The organism is Haladaptatus paucihalophilus DX253 (genome assembly GCF_000376445.1).
In the GTDB taxonomy this organism is placed as follows: Archaea; Halobacteriota; Halobacteria; order Halobacteriales; family Haladaptataceae; genus Haladaptatus; species Haladaptatus paucihalophilus.
The window spans coordinates 192,909-215,767 of the sequence record NZ_AQXI01000004.1 but is presented as its reverse complement, the minus strand read 5'-3'; the positions used below and the strand labels follow the sequence as shown (position 1 = coordinate 215,767).

At 58.7% G+C, this 22,859-nt stretch carries 16 protein-coding genes and 1 pseudogene; 8 read left to right on the top strand and 9 right to left on the bottom strand.

The genetic code is table 11. From position 1 onward, the window contains the following. Positions 1–84: 84 nt before the first annotated feature. From B208_RS0121400 to B208_RS0121365, 8 genes are all read right to left on the bottom strand, one after another. Entirely contained in the window at positions 85–1,005 is a 921-nt protein-coding gene (locus B208_RS0121400; RefSeq protein ID WP_026178009.1) for a hypothetical protein, read from the bottom strand. 278 nt (positions 1,006–1,283) lie between these two features. Then, positions 1,284–2,126, bottom strand: a complete 843-nt coding sequence (gene cobA / locus B208_RS0121395) for a uroporphyrinogen-III C-methyltransferase (RefSeq protein ID WP_007981448.1) — start codon at positions 2,124–2,126, stop codon at positions 1,284–1,286. A 39-nt stretch (positions 2,127–2,165) separates the two neighbouring features. Next, a complete protein-coding gene (locus tag B208_RS25005; RefSeq protein WP_007981450.1) occupies positions 2,166–2,294 on the bottom strand; it encodes a hypothetical protein in 129 nt (42 codons plus the stop codon). Next, positions 2,291–3,622: an MFS transporter gene (locus B208_RS0121385; RefSeq protein WP_007981453.1), complete on the bottom strand. Its 1,332-nt coding sequence runs from the start codon at positions 3,620–3,622 to the stop codon at positions 2,291–2,293. The genes B208_RS25005 and B208_RS0121385 overlap by 4 nt, the downstream gene beginning before the upstream one ends. Continuing rightward, positions 3,615–5,594, bottom strand: coding sequence for a molybdopterin-dependent oxidoreductase (locus B208_RS0121380; protein ID WP_007981455.1), 1,980 nt, complete (start codon positions 5,592–5,594; stop codon positions 3,615–3,617). Before B208_RS0121380 ends, B208_RS0121385 begins: the two co-directional genes overlap by 8 nt. A 48-nt stretch (positions 5,595–5,642) precedes the next feature. Continuing rightward, positions 5,643–7,409, bottom strand: a complete 1,767-nt coding sequence (locus tag B208_RS0121375; protein ID WP_007981457.1) for a nitrite/sulfite reductase — start codon at positions 7,407–7,409, stop codon at positions 5,643–5,645. Positions 7,410–8,201: 792 nt separating this feature from the next. Beyond that, positions 8,202–9,287: a CNNM domain-containing protein gene (locus tag B208_RS0121370; RefSeq protein ID WP_007981460.1), complete on the bottom strand. Its 1,086-nt coding sequence runs from the start codon at positions 9,285–9,287 to the stop codon at positions 8,202–8,204. Next, positions 9,288–9,902, bottom strand: a complete 615-nt coding sequence (locus B208_RS0121365; RefSeq protein WP_232423925.1) for a lamin tail domain-containing protein — start codon at positions 9,900–9,902, stop codon at positions 9,288–9,290. It lies immediately after the preceding gene. A gap of 1,199 nt (positions 9,903–11,101) precedes the next feature. Between B208_RS0121365 and B208_RS0121360 the strand changes: the two genes are divergently transcribed. From B208_RS0121360 to B208_RS0121350, 3 genes and pseudogenes are all read left to right on the top strand, one after another. Continuing rightward, the gene (locus B208_RS0121360) at positions 11,102–13,258 is read left to right on the top strand and encodes a dipeptide ABC transporter ATP-binding protein (RefSeq protein WP_018129142.1); all 2,157 of its coding nucleotides are present in this window, start codon (positions 11,102–11,104) and stop codon (positions 13,256–13,258) included. 133 nt (positions 13,259–13,391) lie between these two features. Continuing rightward, positions 13,392–13,496: pseudogene (locus B208_RS25165) on the top strand (citrate lyase subunit beta); the annotation flags it as partial. Between the two features lie 140 nt (positions 13,497–13,636). Next, positions 13,637–15,811 carry an acetate--CoA ligase family protein gene (locus tag B208_RS0121350; protein ID WP_007981469.1) on the top strand — a complete coding sequence of 725 codons (2,175 nt, stop codon included), beginning with the start codon at positions 13,637–13,639 and terminating at the stop codon, positions 15,809–15,811. Positions 15,812–15,906: 95 nt separating this feature from the next. On the opposite strand, the gene B208_RS0121345 is transcribed toward B208_RS0121350, so the two are convergent. Then, entirely contained in the window at positions 15,907–16,110 is a 204-nt protein-coding gene (locus B208_RS0121345; protein WP_232423911.1) for a hypothetical protein, read from the bottom strand. Between the two features lie 6 nt (positions 16,111–16,116). Between B208_RS0121345 and B208_RS23135 the strand changes: the two genes are divergently transcribed. The 5 genes from B208_RS23135 (at position 16,117) to B208_RS0121315 (ending at position 22,738) form a co-directional block, all read left to right on the top strand. Then, on the top strand, positions 16,117–16,623 hold the full coding sequence (locus B208_RS23135; protein WP_007981474.1) for a helix-turn-helix domain-containing protein: 507 nt from the start codon (positions 16,117–16,119) through the stop codon (positions 16,621–16,623). 204 nt (positions 16,624–16,827) lie between these two features. Beyond that, positions 16,828–18,738: an ABC transporter substrate-binding protein gene (locus B208_RS0121330; RefSeq protein ID WP_232423910.1), complete on the top strand. Its 1,911-nt coding sequence runs from the start codon at positions 16,828–16,830 to the stop codon at positions 18,736–18,738. 6 nt (positions 18,739–18,744) lie between these two features. Beyond that, complete coding sequence (locus tag B208_RS0121325; RefSeq protein WP_018129141.1) at positions 18,745–19,728, top strand: ABC transporter permease; 984 nt, start codon at positions 18,745–18,747, stop codon at positions 19,726–19,728. After that, entirely contained in the window at positions 19,728–20,648 is a 921-nt protein-coding gene (locus tag B208_RS0121320) for an ABC transporter permease (RefSeq protein WP_007981480.1), read from the top strand. The genes B208_RS0121325 and B208_RS0121320 overlap by 1 nt, the downstream gene beginning before the upstream one ends. Continuing rightward, positions 20,645–22,738 carry a dipeptide ABC transporter ATP-binding protein gene (locus B208_RS0121315; RefSeq protein ID WP_007981482.1) on the top strand — a complete coding sequence of 698 codons (2,094 nt, stop codon included), beginning with the start codon at positions 20,645–20,647 and terminating at the stop codon, positions 22,736–22,738. Before B208_RS0121320 ends, B208_RS0121315 begins: the two co-directional genes overlap by 4 nt. Positions 22,739–22,859: the final 121 nt, after the last annotated feature.

The following is a 22,859-nucleotide window of genomic DNA, read 5'->3' as shown; positions in this document are numbered from 1 at the left end:
AAATACCGACTCGACTTCGGCGACGAGTCCCCCCGCCAGCGACGCGACTCGGCTACCAATGATGTTGAATATTTCGGATCGGTGTTAATCGACGTAACCCAACGCAGACAAGCGTTCCTCGATCGTGTCATCGCCTGATTCAGCCGCTTCGTCGGAGATATCTGCCGACCCCGACTTCCCTGACCTGACGATCTGCTTTCGTTTCGAGTACGGAGGCACGAACCACGGAACGGTGTTGAGTACCGGCATCCGTATTTTACTCGGATGGAAGTAGACCGGAATCGGGAATGGTGTCGCCCACTCGCCGATTGCGTTTCCGTGATCGGCCGTGATCACTGTTTTTCCCGGAAGCTCTTCGGCGAGCGGGATCGCTTCCTCGAGTACACGGATCAAATTATCTCGATACGCCTCCCAAAAGATCCCGTCTTCGATTTCACCATCCTGCAATGCTTCCCAAGCGAATCCGAAGTCCATCTCCGATGACTCATCGAGCATCATGTCCCGGAGTCCGCCGGTTAATCGGCTATCGATATCGAGCTGCGTCTCGCCGATAAAAGGGGTGTGTGGTTGCATGAAATGGACTATCTGACGTTTGTTTGGGAATTCTTCGTGGACCGAGAGCGCACGTTCCGAGAGTACTTCCGGGGGGACGATTCCGTCATCATCGCTCCATCCGTCGATCCAGACACGGTCCGTGAAGTAGAACGAATCGTCGAGAACTCGTTTCTCGTGTGGATTGGCGGTTACATAGACGGTGTCGTTGTACGATCGACCGCCGAAATTCTCCAGTAAAAATTCCGATGAGGAACTCCCCCGAGATTGGAACTTGGTCAACTTACCGTCAAGCGATAATTTGGCGCAAATCTGGGTAAATAGGTCGTATCGACAGGCGTCCAAGATGAGGAGGTTGTCCCAGTCAGCATCCATAACGTATTCGCCGTCGTTCCCATGAATTCGACTCTGAACCGGACCGATAACAGATGATAGGAACTGCTGTCTCCGCATAAATGGATTCGCCATCATCCTTTGTGCCATACGAAACCGTTCTAGGAGGTCCATAGTTGATTATTCAACTATCTTTCTGTTTAAAACTATTGTACAGAACTTTCCAATAATATATTCGCGTGGATCACCCTATGCGAGTCACGACTATGCGAGAGGACAGGATAGACGTTTTGTCTGGTAAGGGACGTCGCAAGTACGGTCGAGTAGCGTTAGTTCACTGAACGCTCGTCGGGATGTTCAGCGAGAGTTCGTAGAAATGGACGGCGAAAGCGATCTTACTACTCGCTGTGAGTTGCCTCCCCGATCCCGTCGGTGGTGAACGAAGATGACCATGAGGTGACCATCGAACCCGCAGAGTTGGCCAAGCAATGTTCGACGATATCGTAGGTGTTGACGACGTCACCGACGATGGTGACCGCCGGAGGACTCACGTTGGCAGTTTTCGCGCGTTCGACGACCGTGTTCAGTGTCCCGGTGACGACTCGTTCGTCGGGCAGCGTTGCACGCTCGACCATCGCGATGGGTGTTTCGGCGTCGAGGCCATTCGAACAGAGCGCGGCGATGTTGTCGGGGAGTCGACCGACACCCATGAGAATAACGAGCGTTCCGCCAGCCTCGACGTTCCTGGCGAGGGCCTTCCAGTCTAGGGACGTACCGTCCTTCGTGGGGTTCTCGTGTCCGGTGACGATGGTGATGCTGGACGCACAATTGCGATGGGTAGCAGGAATACCAGCAACTTCGCCGGCGACGACGGCGCTCGTCACGCCGGGAACGACTTCGAACCGGACACCGTGACGGGCCAGATGTTCGGCTTCCTCACCGCCGCGCCCGAAGACAGTCGGGTCGCCGCCCTTCAAGCGGACGACGTCGTTGCCGGCCCGGGCCTCTCGGACCATCCGAGCGTTGATTTCCGGCTGTGGAGTGCGTTCGCCCCCTGCCCGTTTGCCGGTGTGAATGACGGTCGCGTGGTCCGGTAGTGACTCGACGATATCGTCGCCCACGAGTGAGGCGTGGAGGACTACGTCAGCCTCATCGAGTAGGCGTCGGGCTTTGACCGTGAGGAGTTCCGGGTCGCCCGGCCCGGCACCGACGAGTGAGACTATACCCGTGGTTGTACTCATGGTTCCACTTCCTCCAATACGGTCCGGGTGACGTTCATGTTAGATCAACCATCTCGCTTGGCCGTTGAACGCCATGTACAGGGAAAACACTGTTACGAGCACTGCGATCAGCATCTCGACGTACAGCACGGTCTTCCCCCACTTGTACCACGAATCGTACTCCGTCACCAGTCATCACCTCCTGTCGATGCACCGGATGTCCGTTTCTTGCCGAGCCAGCGTTCCCTCGAACCAATGCCGTGGTCGCCGATTCCCTTCTGTGAGTGCATCGCCCACAGGTAAAACAGCATGATGGGAACGAAGAACACGACGGCGATGAAGGCGTACCCCGTGTGAATGTTGGGCATGAAGCCAAACATGAGCGGGTAGACGATGCCGCCCATCGTGGAGATGCCGCCGATGAACCCGGACGCCGTCCCCGGTCGGTCAGGGAAAACGAGCGGAACGATGGCGAACACGCCACCGGTACCGAAACTCACTGCGATTCCGGAGCAAGCCAAGACGACAACCGATAACGGAAGGAGGCCCACGGCGGTGAGAGCGATCATTAGTATCGAGATGAGTATAAGCGCGGTGAGTAGCCAGTGAATACGCGGCGAGAATGGTTGGTCTTTCTCGAGGATGGGGTACGGCGTCCACCCCTTTCGCTGCCAGAGGTCGGACATGTATCCCGAGAACGGCCGCCACAGCGACGCGTTGAACGACTGGACGGCGGCGAACGTTCCGGCCGCGACCTGGATGGACGCCGTATCGGTGAATCCGAGTTGTCGAATGGACTCGTCGAAACCATCCGTGTAGTACGTGGGTAGCCACGAGTTCATCGCGATTTCCAATCCAAAGGACATCGCGTAGGCGAGCATGAGCCCGATGGCGACGTACCGCGTCCAAACATACATCATGTCGCTGAAAGACGTATTGCTCCGTGCGGCTTCGGCCATCGCCTGGTCCTTTGCCGGTTGACCACGCCACTTATAGACGGCCGCAATGACGAGCGCGCCGATCCCGAGATGGAGGAAAGCGTCGCCGAAGTGCGTTCCGTAGAGCCGCGGGAGTACCAGCGCGCCGACGCCTGCACCCACATTTCCGGTTCCAGCATACAACCCCTCTGCCGTGCCGATTTCGTGTTCGTCGAACCACTGTGCGACGTGCTGGATGCCGACGACGAAGCTGATTCCCGCCGAGGCGACGACGAGTCGTTCGATGAACAAAATCTCGTAGCTCGCGGCGAACGAGGACGCGATGCTTACCACGCCGGAGTACGCGAGGATGATGGCGAAGGTGTTGTGCGCGCCGAGCCGGTCAGCCGCCCACCCGGCGACGACGCGGCCGGGCGGCGCGAGCCAAATGGCCGAACTGGCAAGCAGGGCGAGTTGGCCGGTGGTGAGACCGTAGAAATCCCCGATGCTCGTGCTGAACGCGGCGGTCGAGAACCACATCAGGAACGCCCAGAAGAACCCGACGGTCGCGATTAACAGCTGTTCGACCTTGTTAGTCATCGCTCGCCACCTCCGCTCCGGCGGCCGCGGTTCGGTCGGGCGAACCCGGCACGAGTCGCACCGCACACTGCTTGTAGTTCGGTTCGTCGGACCGCGGGTCCCTGTCGGGAAGCGTCAGTTCGTTCGTCCGTGGATGGTGAACCGGGAGCCAGACGACATCCCGTGGAACCGCCGAATCCGGATCGATTCGAACCGGAACCTCGCTTCGTCGGGACGCGAAGATGGCATCCGTTCCGTCAATACCGAGGCATTCGAGCGTTTCCGGATGGATCCGCGCGGTCGGACTAGACGGGTCAAGGGAGCGGGAGCGGACGCCAGTGTTGTACCCGTCCGCGGTTCGTGCCGTCGTAAGCGTGAGAGGGTACTCTTCGTTCGTGGGCTCCGGGACGCCTCGATGAGTCCCAGTCGAAAATCGAGCGCGACCAGATGCCGTCTCGAATGACCAGTTCCCGTCGTCGTAGTACCGGTAGCCACCGCTCGATTTCGGATCGGGCGCGGGCCAATGAACGGCCTTCTCCTCTTCGAGGCGAGGGTAGCCGATTCCGGAGAGGTCCGCAGATGTGCCTGCCGTGATCTCGGCCAGCTCCTCGAAGACGGTCCGCGGGTCGGGTCGTTCCATCAGTCCGGGGACCATCCCTTCGGCGATGGCGGTGATTATGTCGAGGTCGGTTCGGACACCGGTCGGTGTGTCCATCACGGACCGAACGCGGGAGACGCGTCGTTCCATGTTCATCGTCGTCCCGTCCGACTCGCCCCACGTCGCGGCGGGAAGGACGACGTCGGCCAGTTCGACGGTCTCAGTGCGGAAGGCGTCCTGCACGACGAGGAACGCCTCGTTGAGTCGGTCGCGGACCGCGGACGAGTTGGGCAACCCGGCGACGGGATTCGTCGCGACCGTCCAGACCGCCTCGACCGGACCGCCGTCGATGGCCTCGACGATTCCGACCGGTCCGGGTCCGGAATCTTTGGGCAATCGCTCCGCGGGAACATTCCACGCTTCCGCGACGACCGCGCGTTCATTCGGATCGTCGAACGACCGATGGCCAGGCCACGTACCCTTGGACGAACAGACGCGCGTTCCCATGGAGTTCGCCTGTCCGGTCAGAGAGAACGGCCCCGTTCCGGGACCGAGGTTTCCGGTTGCGAGACAGAGGTCTATCAGGGCGCCCGCAGTCGCTGTTCCTTGCGTGCTCTGATTGATGCCCATCCCCCAGTAGAGCAGCGTCGGGTCGGCGATCGAGTCGACCAGTTCGTCGACTGTGTCGAGATCAACACCAGCCGTTGCCGCTCCGTCCTCCGCGGTCGGGAGTTCGGCGCGGAGTGCATCGAAACCGGTTGTCACTGTGGCGATGAACGCGTCATCTATCGCGTCCCGTTCGACAAGGCGGGCCAACACCGCGCGAGCGAGGGCGAGGTCACCGCCGGGGGCGGGCGAAACGTGCGTGTCGGCGACAGCGGGGTTCGCTCCCCAGACGAGGTGGGTGCGTGCATCAGGAATGTCGTCGTACGTGCATGGTGGCGCGTCGCTCCCGAACGCGTCGTAGTAGGCCGTCACCGCGCTGGCCATACAGAGTGTCGTGTTGGCATCATAGTAACGGGTACCGAATCCGCCACGAGCCAGTTTCCCGAGGACGTACGCGGCCTCGTTCGTCTGCTGTCCGCTCCCGAGGACGGCGAGGCCGTCCGGGTCGCGTTCGACGGTCAACGTGAACTGTTCCACCACGCGGCCGAGGGCGACGTCCCACGTCGTCGGGAGAAGTCGATCACCTTCACGAATCAGCGGGCGCGTCAGCCATTTTCCCTCAGGAGATTTGCTCTCCCTGATGCCACGCTGACAGGCGAGTCCCTGATTCACTGGATGAGTAACGTCGCCACGAACGATGTCGATACCGTAGCCGACGTCGAGACTCTGGTTGATGTGTCCGCAGCCGACCGCACAGCGCATGCACGTCGTCGGGACGGTGTTTCTCATGGATGATCAGTGCCGGACAGAACGACGGTCGAATGTCGGGCGCCGTACTCAGTCATTGCTCGTAATGGGGGTGCCGTCGGGAGCGGTCGGTGCGGGGCCATCGCCAGTCGAGAACGGGTACCACGACTGTTTCGCATCATGGAGGCAGGGGTCTTCGTAGCTGGTTTCCTCGGCGACGGCCAGTTCGATGATCGACTCATGGCCGGTCGCGTCCACCCATTCACGGAATGTCTGTCCCTCTTCCCGGAGCGCGGCGAAAGCTTCGACGAGGTTCTTGATGAGTCCCGGAACTTCGTCGGCCGGAACTCGTTGGTGAACCCATTCAATGAACGCCGGTCCGTCGCCGATACCGCCGCCGACGCCGACGTCCATCGCCTCGACCATCTGGTCGTTCTTGCGAGCACGCATCCCCTGCAAACCTATATCGGCAGTCATCGCTTGCCCGCAGTCTGCGGTGCACCCCGAGAAATGAATCTTCAGTTGGGAGATGTCGTCCGGGAGGTCGACGTTGTCCCTAAGCCAGCGAAGCATCATTGTCGCCCTTACCTTCGTCTCGGTAAGCGCAAGCGAGCAGAACTCGGTCCCCGTACATGCCATCGCCCCTTGAGTGAACGGAGACGGTTCGGGTGCGTGGGTTTCCAACAGTGGTTCGGCGAGCAGGTCGTCAAGTCGCGCACCGTCCACGTCGATGATGATTGGATTCTGTCGGCGGGTAAGCCTGAGTTCGCCGCTACCGTACTCGTCCGCGAGATCGGCGAGTTCGATGGCCTCGTCGGCGGTAACGCGGCCGACGGGGACGTTCAGACCGACGTAGTAATCACCGTCTGCCTGTTCGTGAATGCCAACGTGGTCGTGTTTTCCCCGTTCATCGGGTCTCCCAGCGTTGAACGTATACTGGGCGCGTAAATCCGTTCCTGCGTGGAGAAGCGGGAACTCGACCCGTTCGGCGAGTTCTTCGCGGATGGCGTCTGTCCCCCAGTCATCGACGAAGAACCGGCCTCGATTCTTCCGCCGGTTTTGGCGGTTTCCTTCTTCGTGGTACAGTTCGACGAAAGCACGAACAATTTGGTAGGCGTCGTCGGGCGTGACAAAAATGTCCAGCGAGCGGGCACGACGGGGTTCGCGCCCACCGAGACCGCCCCCCGCTCGCATATTAAATCCCTTGACCTGCGTCCCGTCGACAAGTTTTCGAGCGGGTTCAAGCGCAACGTCGTTGATAGAGTCCTGTGCACAACCTTCGCGACATCCGGTTACAGAGATATTGAACTTTCGCGGCATGTTACACAGGACATCGTCGTCGCGTAACTGCGCCTGAATTCGGTCGAGCAGCCCCCGAGTTTCGACGTACTCGTGTTTGTCCTTGCCCGCGACGGGACACCCGGAGATGTTCCGCATCGTGTCCCCGCCAGCCGAGCGGGTCGAGACGCCGACGGATTCTAGCTTGTCCCAGATTTCGGGAACGTCCTCCAGGTTTATCCAGTGAAGTTGAATCGACTGGCGCGTCGTGAAATCCACGAATCCGTTCCCGAATTCTGGGTTTTCGGCCGGGCCGGTTGCGTAATCGCGTGCGACCTCACCGATGGCACGGAGTTGTCCCGGTTCGAGGATACCGCCACAGTTGGTTAGTCGCATCATGAAATAACTCTCCTGTCCGGTTCGCTGGTGGAACACGCCCCAGAATTTGAACCGGCAGAACCACGCCTCACGTTCGTCCTCCGGAATGGTTTCCCACCCGTTCTCGGCGAACTCGAGTATCTTTGCTCGGATATCGTCACCGTACTTCTCTCGCTTCCACTTTTCCTTTTTATGAACCATGTCTTCTAATTTTCCTGGAATTGTCAACTATGTTCCTGAGATGACGATGGACATCTGTTTCTTTCCACTAACACCAAACAAATGCCCATCAAATAAGGGTGGTGGACATATGAATACGTCCAACCTTTATTTCTGAATATAGAATTCGTATGTGCAAGGTATACTAGGTGTTCTAGTTCTCATACAGGGCCAAAATAGAGGAAATGGAAAATTTGTTCTGTCGAAAAGATACTCACCTCGCATGCGTCGTCGGCAACCTCGGGGTGGTCGAGATTACTGCTGAAGTAGGGAGAAGTATGTCTGGAGATCCGAATATTTGAAAAGAACTCAATCGAAGTAAGAACCCCCCGCTGATAACAAATCAGGAGATTCGCGGCATGGGTCCTTGACCGATAACTGCTGAAACAGAGACATCCTTGAACACACAGACGCGGCTGACCCGCGACAAATTATCACGGGGTTTATGAGTCACACCCGTTGTGACCGGACACGAAAGCAAAACCACGAGGTAACTGTAATGGTTACTCGGTATCCACGCACTGTTACTAGTGGTGGTTTTCCTCTGAGGTAGATTTCGACCTTAGGGACGCATCATAAACAAAGGGGGAATAAGCTAGTTCGGCAATTCCTTCCGTCCCGTTCTCGCGCACGGCCAACACGGGAAGCCACCGAGGCCGTCACAGTCGCAGTCGTCTAGTTCGGAATCATCTTCGTCCTCGGAGGGGAAGGCATTGAGTGTGCCGTCGTCGGTTGCGTTCTTAGGAGAGACGAGAACTATTACCAGTCCGAAAATTACTTCGACCTGTCGAGTGGATCTTTGAGTTCACCAGCAATCGCTTCAAACGCGTCGGTTGCAGTTATGGCTCCCGCTGTTCGACCATTATCTATTACAAGTGCAATCTCTTGATCTGCTTCTTGGAACGTGTCGATTAGGTCGCTAATCGGAATATCCGGTGCAACGGTCAATGCGGGGGACGCTATGTCAGCAAGGTTTGACTCCTTCTGTTCGAGTGCCTCCTGTGACTGGACAACAGCAGGAAGATAAATTGTTCCGATAATGTCGTCTACGCTCTCTCCAACGAGGGGAAAGCGCGTATGTGGATGTGAGCGGATTGTTTCGAGATTTCTCTCAAATGACTCTTCCGTTGACACCGTGATAATTGCATCTCGATCGACCATAAGATCAGATGCATGGATATGATCGATTGCAATTGCGTTGATGATTTCTTCCCGTCGATCAGCAGGAATGTCCATATTCGCCATGGTCGATCCCATCTGATTAATTAACCCCTGACGCGTGTCTGCACCTTCCTCAATCTCCTCTTCAGCCCAGGACCGGGTCATTTCGACTCCAAAGAACGAAAGCAATGCTTTTGCTGTCCAATCGGCAAGACGAATGATTGGCGAGAAGATACGTGTCCACCAGTAAAGGACGGGAGCACCGTATTTTGCGACTTGTTTGGATCGTTCGATACCGAGGTACGTCGGTGCCTGTTCTCCAACCGTAAGATGAAGGAGGTTGATGATTGCCAACGAAGTGATTGCCGCAAGCGCTGTGTGTCCACCCTCACCCGTTCCAAGTATTCCTTCGAGTCCAAGCGCAATAATGAGTGGATCGACCACTGCGGCAAGTGCGGGTTCAGCGACGACACCAAGACCAACACTGCAGATAGTAATCCCGAGTTGACACCCAGAGAGGAAAATTTCCAATCGTTCGGTCATCTTCCAGGCACGTTCAAGACCACGTGACCCTTGGAATTCGTCTTGTGTGAACTGGCGAACACGCGTCATCGCGAATTCGATTGTGACAAAATAGCCATTACCGAGCAGGAGAATCAAGCCAGCTGTTAGCCGACCGATGGTACCCGTATCAACCATTTACTTGCTCATACCGTTGAAGGTATTGTTTAAAAAGTTCCTCTCTATTCTCGCTGTCCAATATTGAATCAGATACTTAATGTGTTGTACTGTTGTGAAACGTAGTGCAAGGTGATGGTCTTTGATTTCTCCCCTCTGGATTCCCCACGGCCAACACGGGAAGTCACCGAGACCAGCGCAGTCACAGTTGTCGGGTTCGGACTCGTTGTCGTCCTCGGAGGGGAACGCCTCGTGCGTCCCATCGTCGGTTGCGGTTTCGACGGCGGCTATGTGTTTGCAAAAGGCGTTTCGGTGGACGTGGTGCGGGCACGTGCAGGCCATCAGTTCGTCGGTCACGTCGTCGGTGGAGACGGTGTACTGGTGGGCTGTGGGGTTCTCGTAACTCTCGTTAGTGATGTCGATGAGTCCAAGAGCATCGACGTCATAGGCACATTGTTCGGCCTGTGCGCGGTTCTGTGCCGTCTTGGCAGCGTTGTTCCAGACAGCACACCTGGATCCCCAGTATAATTTCGAGGCTGAATTGGACCCACTCTCAGTATTGAATGACACTGTTTTTCCTGGTGGTACTGTGACTCCGGACGGGACAAGATAGTCATGACTAGCCTTATCGACAATCGTCCAGCCGGACAGATCGAGTGCCTACACCAGCGTTCAAAATAGTTCGGGAATTACAATTATACTCGGTCAGGTTGTGCATAACAATAGTGGATGCAGTGTTTGGATGTATCATGAATGTCATTGAGTCACACATCACAGTGCATCGTCTCCTATTCATTGCTGGACTCCTATTATTCGCCATTGGAGTGGGACAGATAGCTGCCGTACCTTAAGTGATGAAAAACACTAAGTCGGCATATTACTGGTGCTATTGCTCTTTTGTGTGAAGAAACCGCACCAATTTGAAGATAGCCGGTCAGAGAGAGTTGACCAGGTTCACTGCGAGTCGATCGGATTTGGAATTGAATCGCGGGAAGGGAGTATTTTCGTGGCTGGAAGGATTTCTGGACGTGAATGCCACTATGTTCACTCGTGATTGGGTTACTCAAATCCCGCGCTTCCCATTACCAGACATCCATATTATCATGATATGAGGCCTTGTAATCAGTCGTGGGATCGGGTTACTGAACGCCGATTACTGGCAAAATAGAAACTATTCGCTTTGTGGAATATCGCGGTCTGTATTCGACTCTCGATCTTCACTGGTCGTCTCGCTGTTTCGGAGATTACTCAATGTCCGACCGGCTCGTCTGATATGCTGGATAAGCGCTGTGTATGCAGAAGGATCGCATAATTATCATCGCCATTGGTAGTTTCTCTATCAATCAGCTTGCACACCTACCTAACGGATATTCCAGCAGGAAAGATGGTAAGACAATAGGGTTTCAACAGAGCCGGCTGGATGCAAGACAGCGTCTTCGAGCTGTTCGATCAGGAGGGACGGTCCTGTTTGCGGATCTCGTCGAAGTGACCGGAAAACCTCTGTGACGACGGACGGGAACGATACGTCTGACGGCGTTAACCAACACCAGTCAGGTTTGGCCGGGTCGTTGGTTAACCACAATCGTTCCGCATCAGCGGAGAGTCTGTCATCTGGTCGGTGAACGCGCCCTGTTTGATCTCGGTAGCGTTGACGGAATGCGGCAATATGGGGACTCGTGTTGGGGATGTATCACAAACGGAGATTTATAACCAATAACCGGAATATTCCGTCACAGAATGGTCTGGCTTGACCGTAGGATCCGGTGCACACTCGGAAATATGGAGTGGCGTGGAACCACAGTTGTGTTCTGGATGTTTCTCATAGGTGGACGAGAATGACACTCCTCGATGTCAAAGACCTCGTGGTGCGGTACGATACGGGTGACGGACCAATCCACAGCGTCAACGGTGTCTCATTCACGATCGAGGACGGTGTCAACTACGCGCTCTCAGGGGAGTCAGCATCGGGCAAATCGACGACTGCGAAGGCGATTCTTGGCCTGTTACCGAACCATGCGGTGATAGAGTCGGGGACAATAGAATTCGAGGGTCGAGATTTACGGACAATGACTCCAGGGGAGCGACAAGACCTTCTCTGGGAGGAAATCGCCTTCATCCCACAGACTGCCATCGACGCGCTCGACCCGATGATGACCGTCGGTGGACAGATACGGCAGGCCGTTCAGATCCACAGGACGGTTTCCGAAGAGCGCGCCAGCCGACGCACTCGCGAGTTGTTCGAAACCGTCGGACTCAACCCCGGCCGGACCGAGGACTACCCCCATCAGTTCTCGGACGGGATGCGCCAACGGGTTGTCATCGCGATGGCGCTCGCACTCGACCCGAAACTCATCATCGCGGACGAGCCGACAACGGGGCTAGACGTCGTCGTCCAGGATGAGATAATCGACAACATCCTCCAGATTCAGGAAGAAACGGACAGTTCGCTACTGTTGATCACCCATGACCTCAGTGTCATCGCGGAGACTTGCGACGAGATGTCGATGCTGTATGGTGGGACGGTCATGGAACAGGGCCGCATCGACAACCTCCTTCTCAACCCGTCGCATCCGTACACGATGGGGCTCAGAAACGCGTATCCGGCCCTTGACGTCGAACACGATGGGGACCTCGTCTCGGTCCCGGGAGAGCCACCGAATCTGGATTCGAAACCGACCGGGTGTGTCTTCGAGCCGCGGTGTCCGTTCGCCACCGACACGTGTTCCGAGACAGTTCCGGACCTCGAGAAACTCCCGTACCGAAACCACTGGATCGCGTGTCATCACGTGGAACAATCGAATCGGATGCGGTCCGAGGCCGAGGACTCCTCGACGTGGGGTGGTGCCGTGGAAGGGTCACGCACGCCGGACGGCAAAGTGTTACTCGAAGTCGAGGGGCTTCGCAAGTGGTACGAGCGCGGGGACTCGTTGCTGGGACGCCTGCCGTTCGAGAGTATCGAACCCTCCATCACAGGACTCACGGGCAATATCCGCGAGTGGTACGACCGACGTGGCGATGTGATCAAAGAGATGTTTGGGCAGGAGGAGTCCCACGTCCGCGCGGTCGACGGCGTCTCGTTGAGCGTCGCGCGCGGCGAAATCCTCGGCGTCGTCGGCGAGTCGGGGTGTGGCAAGTCGACGCTCGGAGAGACGCTTGCACTCTTGGAGGAGCCCACGGTGGACCAGTTCATGTTCGACGGTCACTCACACGACTACCACCAGGAGAACCTCCAGTCGTTCCGGCGGAAGTTACAGATAATTTTTCAGAATCCGTACGAATCACTGAATCCCCGGTTGACGGTCGAACAGCTCGTCAAAGAACCGCTGACTATCCACGAGTATCGACTCGACGAACGTGAGACGGTTGTCGAGGAGACACTCGAAAAGGTGGGACTGGCACCGGCCGGACGGTATCTGGACATGTACCCGAACGAACTCTCGGGGGGCGAGCGCCAGCGCGTGGCAATTGCACAGGCGCTGGTGCTCGAGCCCAAACTGCTCATCTGTGACGAACCCGCCTCGATGCTCGACGTCTCGCTGCAGGCAGAGGTGCTCAATCTCCTTCGTGGGCTAGCCAACACCGAGGGTATCGGTGTGCTGTACATTTCTCACGACCTCACCAGTCTCTCGAAGATCGCCGATCGAATGGCGATCATGTACCTCGGCAAGTTCGTCGAACGCGGACGAACAGAACGAATCGTGAGCGACCCACAACACCCCTACACAGAGGCCCTGCTCGAAGCGGTCCCGGAGACGGACCCGAAAGGGAACCGCGAGCGCATAACTCTCGACAGGAAGCCGGCGCTCCCCTCACGGGCGACCACTGGCTGTCGGTTCGCCCCGCGCTGTCCGAAATCGACCGACCGCTGCTGGGATCAAGAGCTCGGTTTGACCGAGTGGACAGGTGACCATCACTCAGCAGCGTGTTTCCACCCGGCTAACGACGAGTCAGACGAACCGAACCGGGTCGACCAGGATATCGGCAGCGATTGAGCTCCCCTCGGGTTTTTCTAGCAGGCTACATGCCTGTCCGTATGGTCAAAGTTCATTCCTGTACTGTCCGAGCGACGACCCCGGGATGCTGGAAAAGGCCATCGAGACATCCACCGAGACGGTCGTGGATTTCGGCTTCGACGGCAAACTCGCCGTCCATCCCAACCAGACCCCCGTAATCAACGAAGCCTACACCCCGAGCCCGGACGAGATAGACTGGGCCGAGAGGATTCTCGACCGCACAGCGGCCACGGGGATTCGGTGACACCTCACCCAGAGAATCGCGGTGTGATCGTGGAGTGGTACTTATAGGGTGAAGATAATCGACCCCCATCGGGGACAGGTTCACGCGGGTGCTGGAGGAACCGACTCAGTGCCATGACGACAATCGGAACCGAAAGCACAGAGTCACGAACGACGCCGGAACTGGGATCGCTGTTTGATCCCGACTCCGTCGCGGTCGTCGGCGCGAGCCCGGAATCGTTCTACTCGGGCAACCTCGTCGACAACCTCCTCAACTACGGCTTCGATGGGACCCTTTACCCCGTCAATCCGAACCGGGAAGAAGCCTGGAACCGCCCGTGTTTCGACACCATCGAAGACGTGCCGGAGACCGTCGACCTCGTTGTCGTGAGTGTCCCGCGCGAGTACGTCGTCGATGTCGTCCGTGCTGCAGGCGAGCGAGGTGTCCCTATCGCGCTCGTCCTCACGGCGGGATTCGCCGAGGCGGACGAGACGGGCTCCGAACTGGAACGGGACCTCGCCGCGACGGCTGCCGAGGTCGGAATCCGGGTGGTCGGGCCGAATTGTATCGGCGTGATGGCCGCCCGGGGTGCGACGCTCACCTCGACGTGTTCACGCAAACCTGGGCCGGGTGGAATCGGTCTCGTCAGCCAGTCAGGGGCGCTGGCGTTCACGACGTTCTTCGAGCGGGCGACTGACCAGGACCTGCACTTCAGTCACATCGTCTCCACTGGGAACGAGACCGACCTGACGCTCACGGATTACGTCGCGTATCTCGCCGAACAGGAGAGCGTTGACGTCGTCTGCACGTACGTCGAGGGAATCGACGACCCGGAACGGTTCATGCAGGTCGCCGAAGCTGCAGTCCGCAACGGCACGCCTGTCCTGACGGTGAAGATCGGCCAGTCCGACCTTGCGGAGGAAGCCACACTCTCGCACACGGGATCGCTCACCGGCGATGACGACGCCTGGGCGACGGTCTTCGACCAGGCGGGGGTCCAGCGTGTCCCTGACATCCCCGACCTCCTCTGCCGTGCGAACGCGCATACCGCCTACGACGCCCCGGACGGTGTCCGCGTCTGTATTGCCTCGACCAGCGGTGGTCTCGCGAGCTTGCTCGCCGACATGGCTGCTGAGCGTGGCCTCGCCCTCCCTGACATCGATGGGGAGACCGAACGTGTGCTACTGGAGATGGACGAACTCCTGACCTATGGCGAACTACACAATCCCGCTGACATTCGGGGGTACGGTGCCGATTCGATCCTCGAAATCGCCGATGCACTCTTCGCTGACGACGATTTCGACGCGTACGTCTTCGCCATCGGTCTCTCGGGGGTCGATGACCGCGCAGCCGACATCGCCGCCGATCTGAAAGATATCACCGACCGGGCCGAGGACCCGGTGTACGTGCTCTGGACTGGACGCAAGGAACCCGATGACCCGACCGAGACGCCACCCTACGCTCGGCTGCGCCAGTCGGTGCCGGTCTATGAGGACCCGAGCCGGTGTCTCGACGCCGTTGCGTCGACGTGTGACTTCGCCGCCGACCGCGACCGCCTCGCCGACCGGCCGCCACGGCACTCGCTTCCCCCCGCACACAGTGAAAGCGGTTCAGGGAACCCCGATACCGACGTACTTGATGGCGACCTGCCGCGAGGACGGGTCCTCACGTGGACGGAGGCCGAGTCGCTGCTCTCCGCGTTCGACGTCCCGACGGTCGAGACTCGACTGGCCACCGACGCTGACGAGGCAGCCGCTAGCGTGGCGTCGATACCTGGATCCGCCGTCCTCAAAATCGACTCGCCGGAACTCCCACACAGGACCGACGCCGGTGCCGTCATGCTCGGTGTCGACTCCCCCATGGATGCACGCGAGGCCTATGACGACGTGGTTTCGGCAGCACAGTCCCACGTTGACGATAGCGACATCGAAGGCGTGCTGGTTCAGCCCATGGTCGACGACGGTGTCGAGACGATGGTGGGGGTTGCCCCCGGGGACGTGTTCGACTCACTCGTCACCGTCGGCGCCGGTGGTGTCCTCGTGGAAGCACTGGACGATAGCGCGACACTGGTCCCGCCGTTCTCGCGATCGGACGCACGGCGAGCGGTCAAAGAGACGGTCCTTGAGGATCTGCTCATCGACCGACGAGATGGTGACTCTCTGCCGGTCGATCGGGTCGTCGACCTGCTCGTGAACGTCGGGGGCCTAGCTCACTCCGTGGACAGCGTCGTCGAACTCGACTTGAACCCTGTCGTCGTCACTGAAGACGGCCCCATCGCCGTCGACGCACTCGTTCGCACTGGTGAGTGAGCTGACACAGCCAGAGGCGAATCTTAACTAAGTGACCAACGTTTTATATAGTACACTCAAAGGGAGTGTACATCTGACCAGGGTGATTCAAGATTCTACGCATCGAGTTCCAGACCACCCCGTCCGGCGTCATCGACGACTTCAGGACGCTGGTCCCTGACGTTCGCCGAATCGAATTTGAGAACGCCTTCTACGCCGACGAAGGCGACTGGATCGAGTCGCTTCTGGTCACGACTGATAGTGAGCGTGACCTGGAAGCGGCGATTGAATCGCTCTCCCGGGCAGAACTGTTCCACCACGAAAAGGTGTCGACGGACACCTCCGAACAGCCGACGTACCGGTTGACCATCGTCGCTCACGAGCCATACCCGTTCATCCTTGGTGTAATTCTACGAGAGAAGGGTGTGCCGAACCGGCTGAAACTGCACGGAGACCACTTCGATGGGGTCGTCACGGTGAATGTATGGGAAGACTTCCGGCGGCTGGCGGACCGAATTCAGGAGCAGTTCAGTCGGTTCGAACTCCTGAGCGTGAATCAGGTAGAGACGACAGGCGAACCGCTCGGAAGCGGACAGCTCGGCCGCGTCCTCCGGAATGAACTTTCGCAGCAACAGTTAACCGTCCTCAGGGCTGCCCACTCTATGGGCTATTTTGACGTGCCACGACAGGCGTCGGCGGACGACATTGCAGAGGAACTGGACATCGCCCAGTCGACGCTCAGCGAACGTCTCCGGTTCGCCGAGAAGCAACTCTTCGACCTCGTCTTCTCCACCGAAGAAGAGTCGTCGAACGCTGAGTCAGACGACAAATAATCGGCTGGACCCTGCCTGAAGCGCACTCCTCCCGAATACATATATAAGGTTACTAATCCAACAATATATATTTACAATTATCATTCATACTGTGGTCGCGGGTCGGGTGAATCCGGTGTGTACGGGTGTCCATATAAAAAATGATGATGATTGGCCGGCATCGGGAGTAGATTCACGCCAGTAAGTGGGAAAGGATGGCATGCAATGACGCAGGGAAAACAATTCGAGATTGAGACAGGTTCTGTTTCTCGGCGCAGATTCATCCGGATCTCAGGCACAGCTGGAATCGCTGGATTGGCCGGGTGCCAGAGCAAAAACAACAGCGACGGTAGCGGTGGCGATGGTCGCACCATAAAGACCAAGTTCTGGGAGGAGTGGCCAGTCGAGACAAAGGGGAAATCGGTCAACGACAAAGCCGTCAAGTTCGAGTACAACGCGGTCGAGGGGCAGCCGGTGTCCGCCGTGGATATACACTTCGCGCAGTCGGAGACGCCGTGGATGCGCGAGCACGCGTTGATGATCAAGGATTCGTTCAACTCGCTCGGTGTCCCGACGAACCTCGTCAACGTCCAGCCGAGCACCCGGTACGGCGAGTACTGGCGTGCCGACATCGGACACCCGACGCCCGTCGTTATGAATCTCCACGGACCGGACCCACAGCGGGGACTCGACCCGAATCCGTTCCTAATGCGCGCCCATCCTGAGACGGGAGGGAACTACTACAACTACAAGAACGACGAGATTACCGAACTGCTGGACGAACAGGCTGCGACGATTGGCAATGTGGAAAAACGCGCCGAGCTCTGTAAGAAGATCCAGAAGAAACTCAGCAAGGACGCGTACGTTATCGCCTCGAACTTTCCCGACGTGATCACGGTGGCCAACACCACCGACTGGAAGGGATACGTTCCGACGCCGGGGAACGGGACGACACGTGACTCGTTCATCTGGACGCAAGTGAACCTCCAGCCCCAGGGCAACTCGACTACGTGGGTCAAAGGCGTTCTCACCGGAATGCAAGGAACAAATCTGCCCTGGTCGACCGGGGGAATGGAGGAGAAGCGTCTGTTGAACGTCTACGACGGCCTCTACGACGCGTCCCCACAACTGGAGATCGTCCCAGGTCTCGCGACAAAGCACGAGGTCGTAGACGAGACTACCGTCGAGATGGACCTCCGTGAAGGCGTCACCTGGCACGATGGCAAATCGTTCAGTCCCGAGGACGTGAAGTTCAGCGTCGAGAAATACAAGCAGCACACGGCACCCCAGCAGGGACCGTTCTACCGGACCATCGACAGCGTGGAAGTCGTGTCGAACAGCGGCGGCGGCCGCGTCCGGTTCAATCTCACCGAACCCGACGCATCTTTCCTCACTCAACGGGCCGTCCGCAGCGCTATCATCCCCAAACACCGCTGGAAGGATATCGACAGCCCTGGCCAGCACAACCCGAAGAACCCCATCGGGACCGGCCCATTCAAGTTCGTCAACTGGGAGCAAGGAACCGAGTTCAGGCTTGAGAAGCACGAGGACCACTGGCTCTGGGACGACGACATCCGCAAGGAGATGCTCGGCAAGCACTTCGTCCCCGGTGACGGTATCGACAAACTGGTTGAGACCAATGTTGGGAACATCTCGACCCTCATCGGCGCGATGCAATCCGGCGATATCGACGCTATCGGGACGACCGTCTCGAACCAGCAAGCCGACCGCGCGGCCAAGGCCAACGGGGTCGAGAAGCAGACCGCTAAGAACTACGTTCCGACGGACGTTCACCTCAACCACATCGTCCCTCTGTTCCGGGACAAAACGTTCCGCGTGGCGCTCAGCCACGCGGTCGACAAGGAAGGATTCGTCGAGAATGTGCTCGGCGGGCGGGGTACCGCCATCGAGGGGCAGCGTCTGATTACGAGCCTGTTGACGCCCTTCGCTGCCGAGACGGACCCGTACAAGTACAACGTCGGCAAGGCCAAGACGATGCTCCAGAAGGCGGGATACACGTTCGAAGGCGAGGACACCCTCGTCTGGCCGGAGGGTGATGCCTGGGACGCCTTTGCCAAGCGTGTTGAGCACGGTCACGCCACCCACACAGGGCTCGACCAGCCCGACTTCTCCTGATCATCCATGAGTTTTCGAAGATTCCTCATCAAACGGACCGTGATCGCGGCGATACTAACCCTGGTGTCGGTCAGTATCATCTTCGCGACGCTTCGGCTCCTTCCGAGCGACCCGTTCAGCGGTCTGGTCGCTTCCGGCTCGCTGACGGCGGATCAGGTCACAAAGCTGCGCGCGATGTACGGCCTCGACGAACCGATATACGTGCAGTACCTGAAGTACGTCAGAAACCTGTTCACGTTCCAGTTCGGGGTCTCTCTCACGCAGCAACGGCCGGTCGGAACCATCGTCGTCCCCGCACTGGTCAACACGCTCGTCCTGCTGTTGCCGGCGCTCGTCGTCACGGCGATCGTCAGTTCCATCGCTGGCATGTACGCCGGCTGGAACCGCGGGTCGTGGTTCGAACAGTGGTCTATCGTGACGACCACGTTCTTCCGCGCGACCCCGATTTTCGTCACCGGCATCTTCCTGCTCATCATTTTCTCGTACGGACTGAACTGGCTGCCCGCCTTCGGGATGCGCAGCCCGATGGCGAACCCACAGGGCTACGCAGAAACGTTCCTCTCCGTCGACTTCCTGAAACACTACATCCTCCCCTTCACGGCGTCGGTGCTGTTTTTCAGCGGCGACTTCTTGATGCTGGCCCGCAACTCTATCGTCGAGAGAAAGGGTTCCGAGTTCCTCAAGCTCCATCGTGCTAAGGGCCTCTCGGAGCGAGAGCAGCTCGCCCGTGCCGGTCGCAACTCTCTGCTTCCGCTGGTGACCTACTTCGCTCTTCGGACGGGGATGATCTTCCAGGGTGTCATCACCCTGGAAGTGGTCTTCGCGTGGCCGGGTATCGGTCGCGCACTCGTCCAGGCGATACTCAACCAGGACTATCCGACCGTCCAAGCGGCCGTGTTCATCATGGCGCTGGCGGTTATCGTGATGAATCTCACTGCCGACTTAGCGTACGCGAAACTTGACCCGACCATCGAAGCAGGTGATGTCTGATGTCTGGATATTCGCTCGACGCCGATACCCTGAGAGACCGTCTCCGTACCGAGCTCGACCGTTCCTACCACCTCATGAGTGTTATCTGGCAGGACACCGCCGCGAAGGTCGGACTCATCATCCTCATGGTCTTCGTGTTCATGGGACTGTTCGGCCCACACATCGCCCCGCACCATCCGATCGAGGACACGCTCCGCCAGGATTACTCGATTATGAAACTGCAGAGCCCGAACTCGAAGGCGCTCTTCGGGACGACGGCCTTCGGCAAGGACGTCCTGAGTCAGTTTCTGGCTGGTGCCCGTCCAACGCTCATCATGGGATTCTTCGGTGGCGTCGGGACCGGCGTGTTGGGCTTCCTCGTCGGACTCACGAGCGGCTACTTCGGTGGCCGGGTCGACGAGGGCCTGATGCGGCTGACCGACCTCACCTTCGCGCTCCCGCTGCTACCAATGGCTCTGGTGATACTGTCGTTCGTGACGCCGAATGTCTGGCTCATCACCGCTATCCTCGTGATCTTCCTCTGGAAAATGCCTGCGCGAGTCATCCGTTCAGAGGTGATGACAGTCAAAGAGCGAACGTTCGTGAAGTCGGCCCGGGCGAGAGGGGCGGGCCACCTCCGCACGATGTTCCTACACGTTGCACCGAACGTACTGGGCATCGGGTTCCTGTACACGGCGTACGCAGTCGGGTGGTCCATCGTGGTCGGGGCGTCGCTCGCGTTCCTCGGTTTCGGCGACCCGACGACGACCTCGTGGGGGCGAATGCTCCAGCAGGTGTTCCGCTCGGGCGCGATCCGGGTCGCCTGGTGGTGGGTTCTCCCGCCAGCGTTCGGTATCGCTGCAGTGACTACCGCGGTCTTCCTCGTCGGCCGTGCGCTTGAGGAGATCGTCAACCCCGAACTCAAGACTGAACAAGAATGAGTCTACTCGAAGTCAACGACCTCAAGATCACGTACCAGACCCCAGACAGCGAAGTCCACGCCGTTAACAACGCCTCCTTCTCCATCGAGGAGGGAGATAACTATGGCCTCGTTGGCGAGTCCGGCTCCGGGAAGTCGACTCTCGCGAAGGCCGTTCTTGGACTGCTCGACGACAACGGTGCGGTCCGATCTGGGAGTGTCACGTTCAAAGGCCGCGACCTCGTCGGCCTGTCCGAAGAGGAGTGGCGGGACGTCCGCTGGGAGGAAATCGCCTACATTCCCCAGAGTGCGATGGACTCGCTCGACCCGGTGATGGATGTCGGTGCACAGATACGCCAGGCGATTCACAAGCACAAGAACATATCGAAGGCCAAAGCCAACGAACGAGTGGCAGAAGTCTTCGAGATCGTCGGCCTCGACCCGGCTCGGACGAGCGAGTATCCTCACGAGTTCTCCGGTGGCATGCGCCAGCGCGTCACAATCGCGATGGCGCTCGCACTCGACCCAGACCTCATCATTGCGGACGAGCCAACGACCGGGCTGGACGTCATCGTCCAGGACAAGATCGTCCACAAGCTCATGGAGATTCAAGAGGAGATCGACAGTTCACTACTGTTGATCACCCACGAGGTCGGCGTCGTCGCGGAAACCTGTGACGAGGTGTCAGTGCTGTACGGCGGGAAGGTAATGGAGCAGGGAGACACGTTCGACGTCTTCCACGACCCCCGGAATCCGTACACAATGGGGCTAAAGAACGCCTTCCCGGAGGTCGACGAGTTCGATGAACAGGCGATATCCATCCCGGGTTCGCTTCCGGACCTCACCGAGGAACCGACGGGGTGTGTCTTCCGTAACCGGTGTCCGTTCGCGACCGAGCAGTGTGAGAGCGAGCACCCGCCCCTCGTCGGAAGCGGCGAACAGGTGTCCGCTTGTTACTACGCCGACAAGGCGGACGAGATGCAGGAGCAGGCGAGTGATCCCGAAACGTGGGGCATCGACGTGCCCGAAGAATCCGAGTCGCGTGATCTGGGCGAGGTTATCGTCGAGACCGACGGTCTGGAGAAGTGGTTCGAGCAGTCACAGCCCATCATCGAGGACCTTCTCGGCGAGGAACCGGATTACGTCAAAGCCGTCAACGGCGTCGACCTCGATGTCCGTGAAAGCGAAATCGTGGGAGTCGCCGGCGAGTCCGGCTGCGGGAAATCGACACTTGCCGAAGTAATCTCGGCGCTCCAGTCGCAGTCTGGTGGGGATATCCTCATCGACGGCGACCCGGTTGACGACCTGCTGGAGGAGGATGCCCAGGAGTTCCGCTCGCAGGTCCAGTTCATCTTTCAGGACCCGTTCGACTCGTTGAACCCCAGACAGCGGGTGCGGGCCGCGGTCAGCGAACCACTGAAGATTCAAGGACACACCCCCGACGAGATCGATCGGAGAGTCCGCCAGACGCTCGCAGACGTGGGGCTCAATCCCCCCGAGAAGTACCTCGACCAGCACCCCGACCAGCTCTCGGGGGGCGAGCGCCAACGTGTAGCAATTGCACAGGCGCTGGTGCTTGAGCCCAAACTGCTCATCTGTGACGAACCCGCCTCGATGCTCGACGTCTCGTTGAAGGCGAACATCCTCAACATCCTGCGCGAGATGGCCGACGAGCGAAACATCGGCATCGTCTACATCTCCCACGACTTGGCGAGCCTCTCGCAGATCACCGACCGGCTGGCGGTGATGTACCTCGGCGAAATCGTCGAGATGGGTACCACTGACGAGGTCGTCGAGAACCCCAGGCACCCGTACGCGGCGTCTCTCCTTTCAGCGTCACCGAAGGCCGACCCGCAGATCGACCGTCAACGGGTGTTGCTCCCTGGTGAACCGCCGAACCCGATCGAGCTTCCGGGTGGCTGTAACTTCGCCCCCCGCTGTCCGAAAGCCACCGAGGAGTGTCGACAAGAAGACCCCGCCCGTTCGACGTTCGAGGACGGCGAGCACGAGGCGGCGTGTCACTTCCCCGTCGAAGACATCGAAAGCGAACTGCTGGCCCACTACGCACGCGAACGCGAGCGACGCGAGCGTGAGTCCGCCAAGGAGGCGTAGACGATACCCGCGTCACCCGCGTTCGAATCACGGAACAGCGCGAGCAACCATCCGGTAGTCCATCGGTGGCGGTGCGAAGCTGAATCCGCCGGTGGTCTCACGGCGAACCATTCACGGAGAC

Coding starts and splice junctions, on each gene's coding strand:
- B208_RS0121350 (WP_007981469.1), top strand. CDS start 13,637: ATGACGACAATCGGAACCGAAAGCACAGAGTCACGAACGACGCCGGAA.
- B208_RS0121360 (WP_018129142.1), top strand. CDS start 11,102: ATGACACTCCTCGATGTCAAAGACCTCGTGGTGCGGTACGATACGGGT.
- B208_RS0121315 (WP_007981482.1), top strand. CDS start 20,645: ATGAGTCTACTCGAAGTCAACGACCTCAAGATCACGTACCAGACCCCA.
- B208_RS0121325 (WP_018129141.1), top strand. CDS start 18,745: ATGAGTTTTCGAAGATTCCTCATCAAACGGACCGTGATCGCGGCGATA.
- B208_RS0121370 (WP_007981460.1), bottom strand. CDS start 9,287: ATGGTTGATACGGGTACCATCGGTCGGCTAACAGCTGGCTTGATTCTC.
- B208_RS0121375 (WP_007981457.1), bottom strand. CDS start 7,409: ATGGTTCATAAAAAGGAAAAGTGGAAGCGAGAGAAGTACGGTGACGAT.
- B208_RS0121400 (WP_026178009.1), bottom strand. CDS start 1,005: ATGCGGAGACAGCAGTTCCTATCATCTGTTATCGGTCCGGTTCAGAGT.
- B208_RS0121380 (WP_007981455.1), bottom strand. CDS start 5,594: ATGAGAAACACCGTCCCGACGACGTGCATGCGCTGTGCGGTCGGCTGC.
- cobA (WP_007981448.1), bottom strand. CDS start 2,126: ATGAGTACAACCACGGGTATAGTCTCACTCGTCGGTGCCGGGCCGGGC.
- B208_RS0121320 (WP_007981480.1), top strand. CDS start 19,728: ATGTCTGGATATTCGCTCGACGCCGATACCCTGAGAGACCGTCTCCGT.
- B208_RS0121385 (WP_007981453.1), bottom strand. CDS start 3,622: ATGACTAACAAGGTCGAACAGCTGTTAATCGCGACCGTCGGGTTCTTC.
- B208_RS0121330 (WP_232423910.1), top strand. CDS start 16,828: ATGACGCAGGGAAAACAATTCGAGATTGAGACAGGTTCTGTTTCTCGG.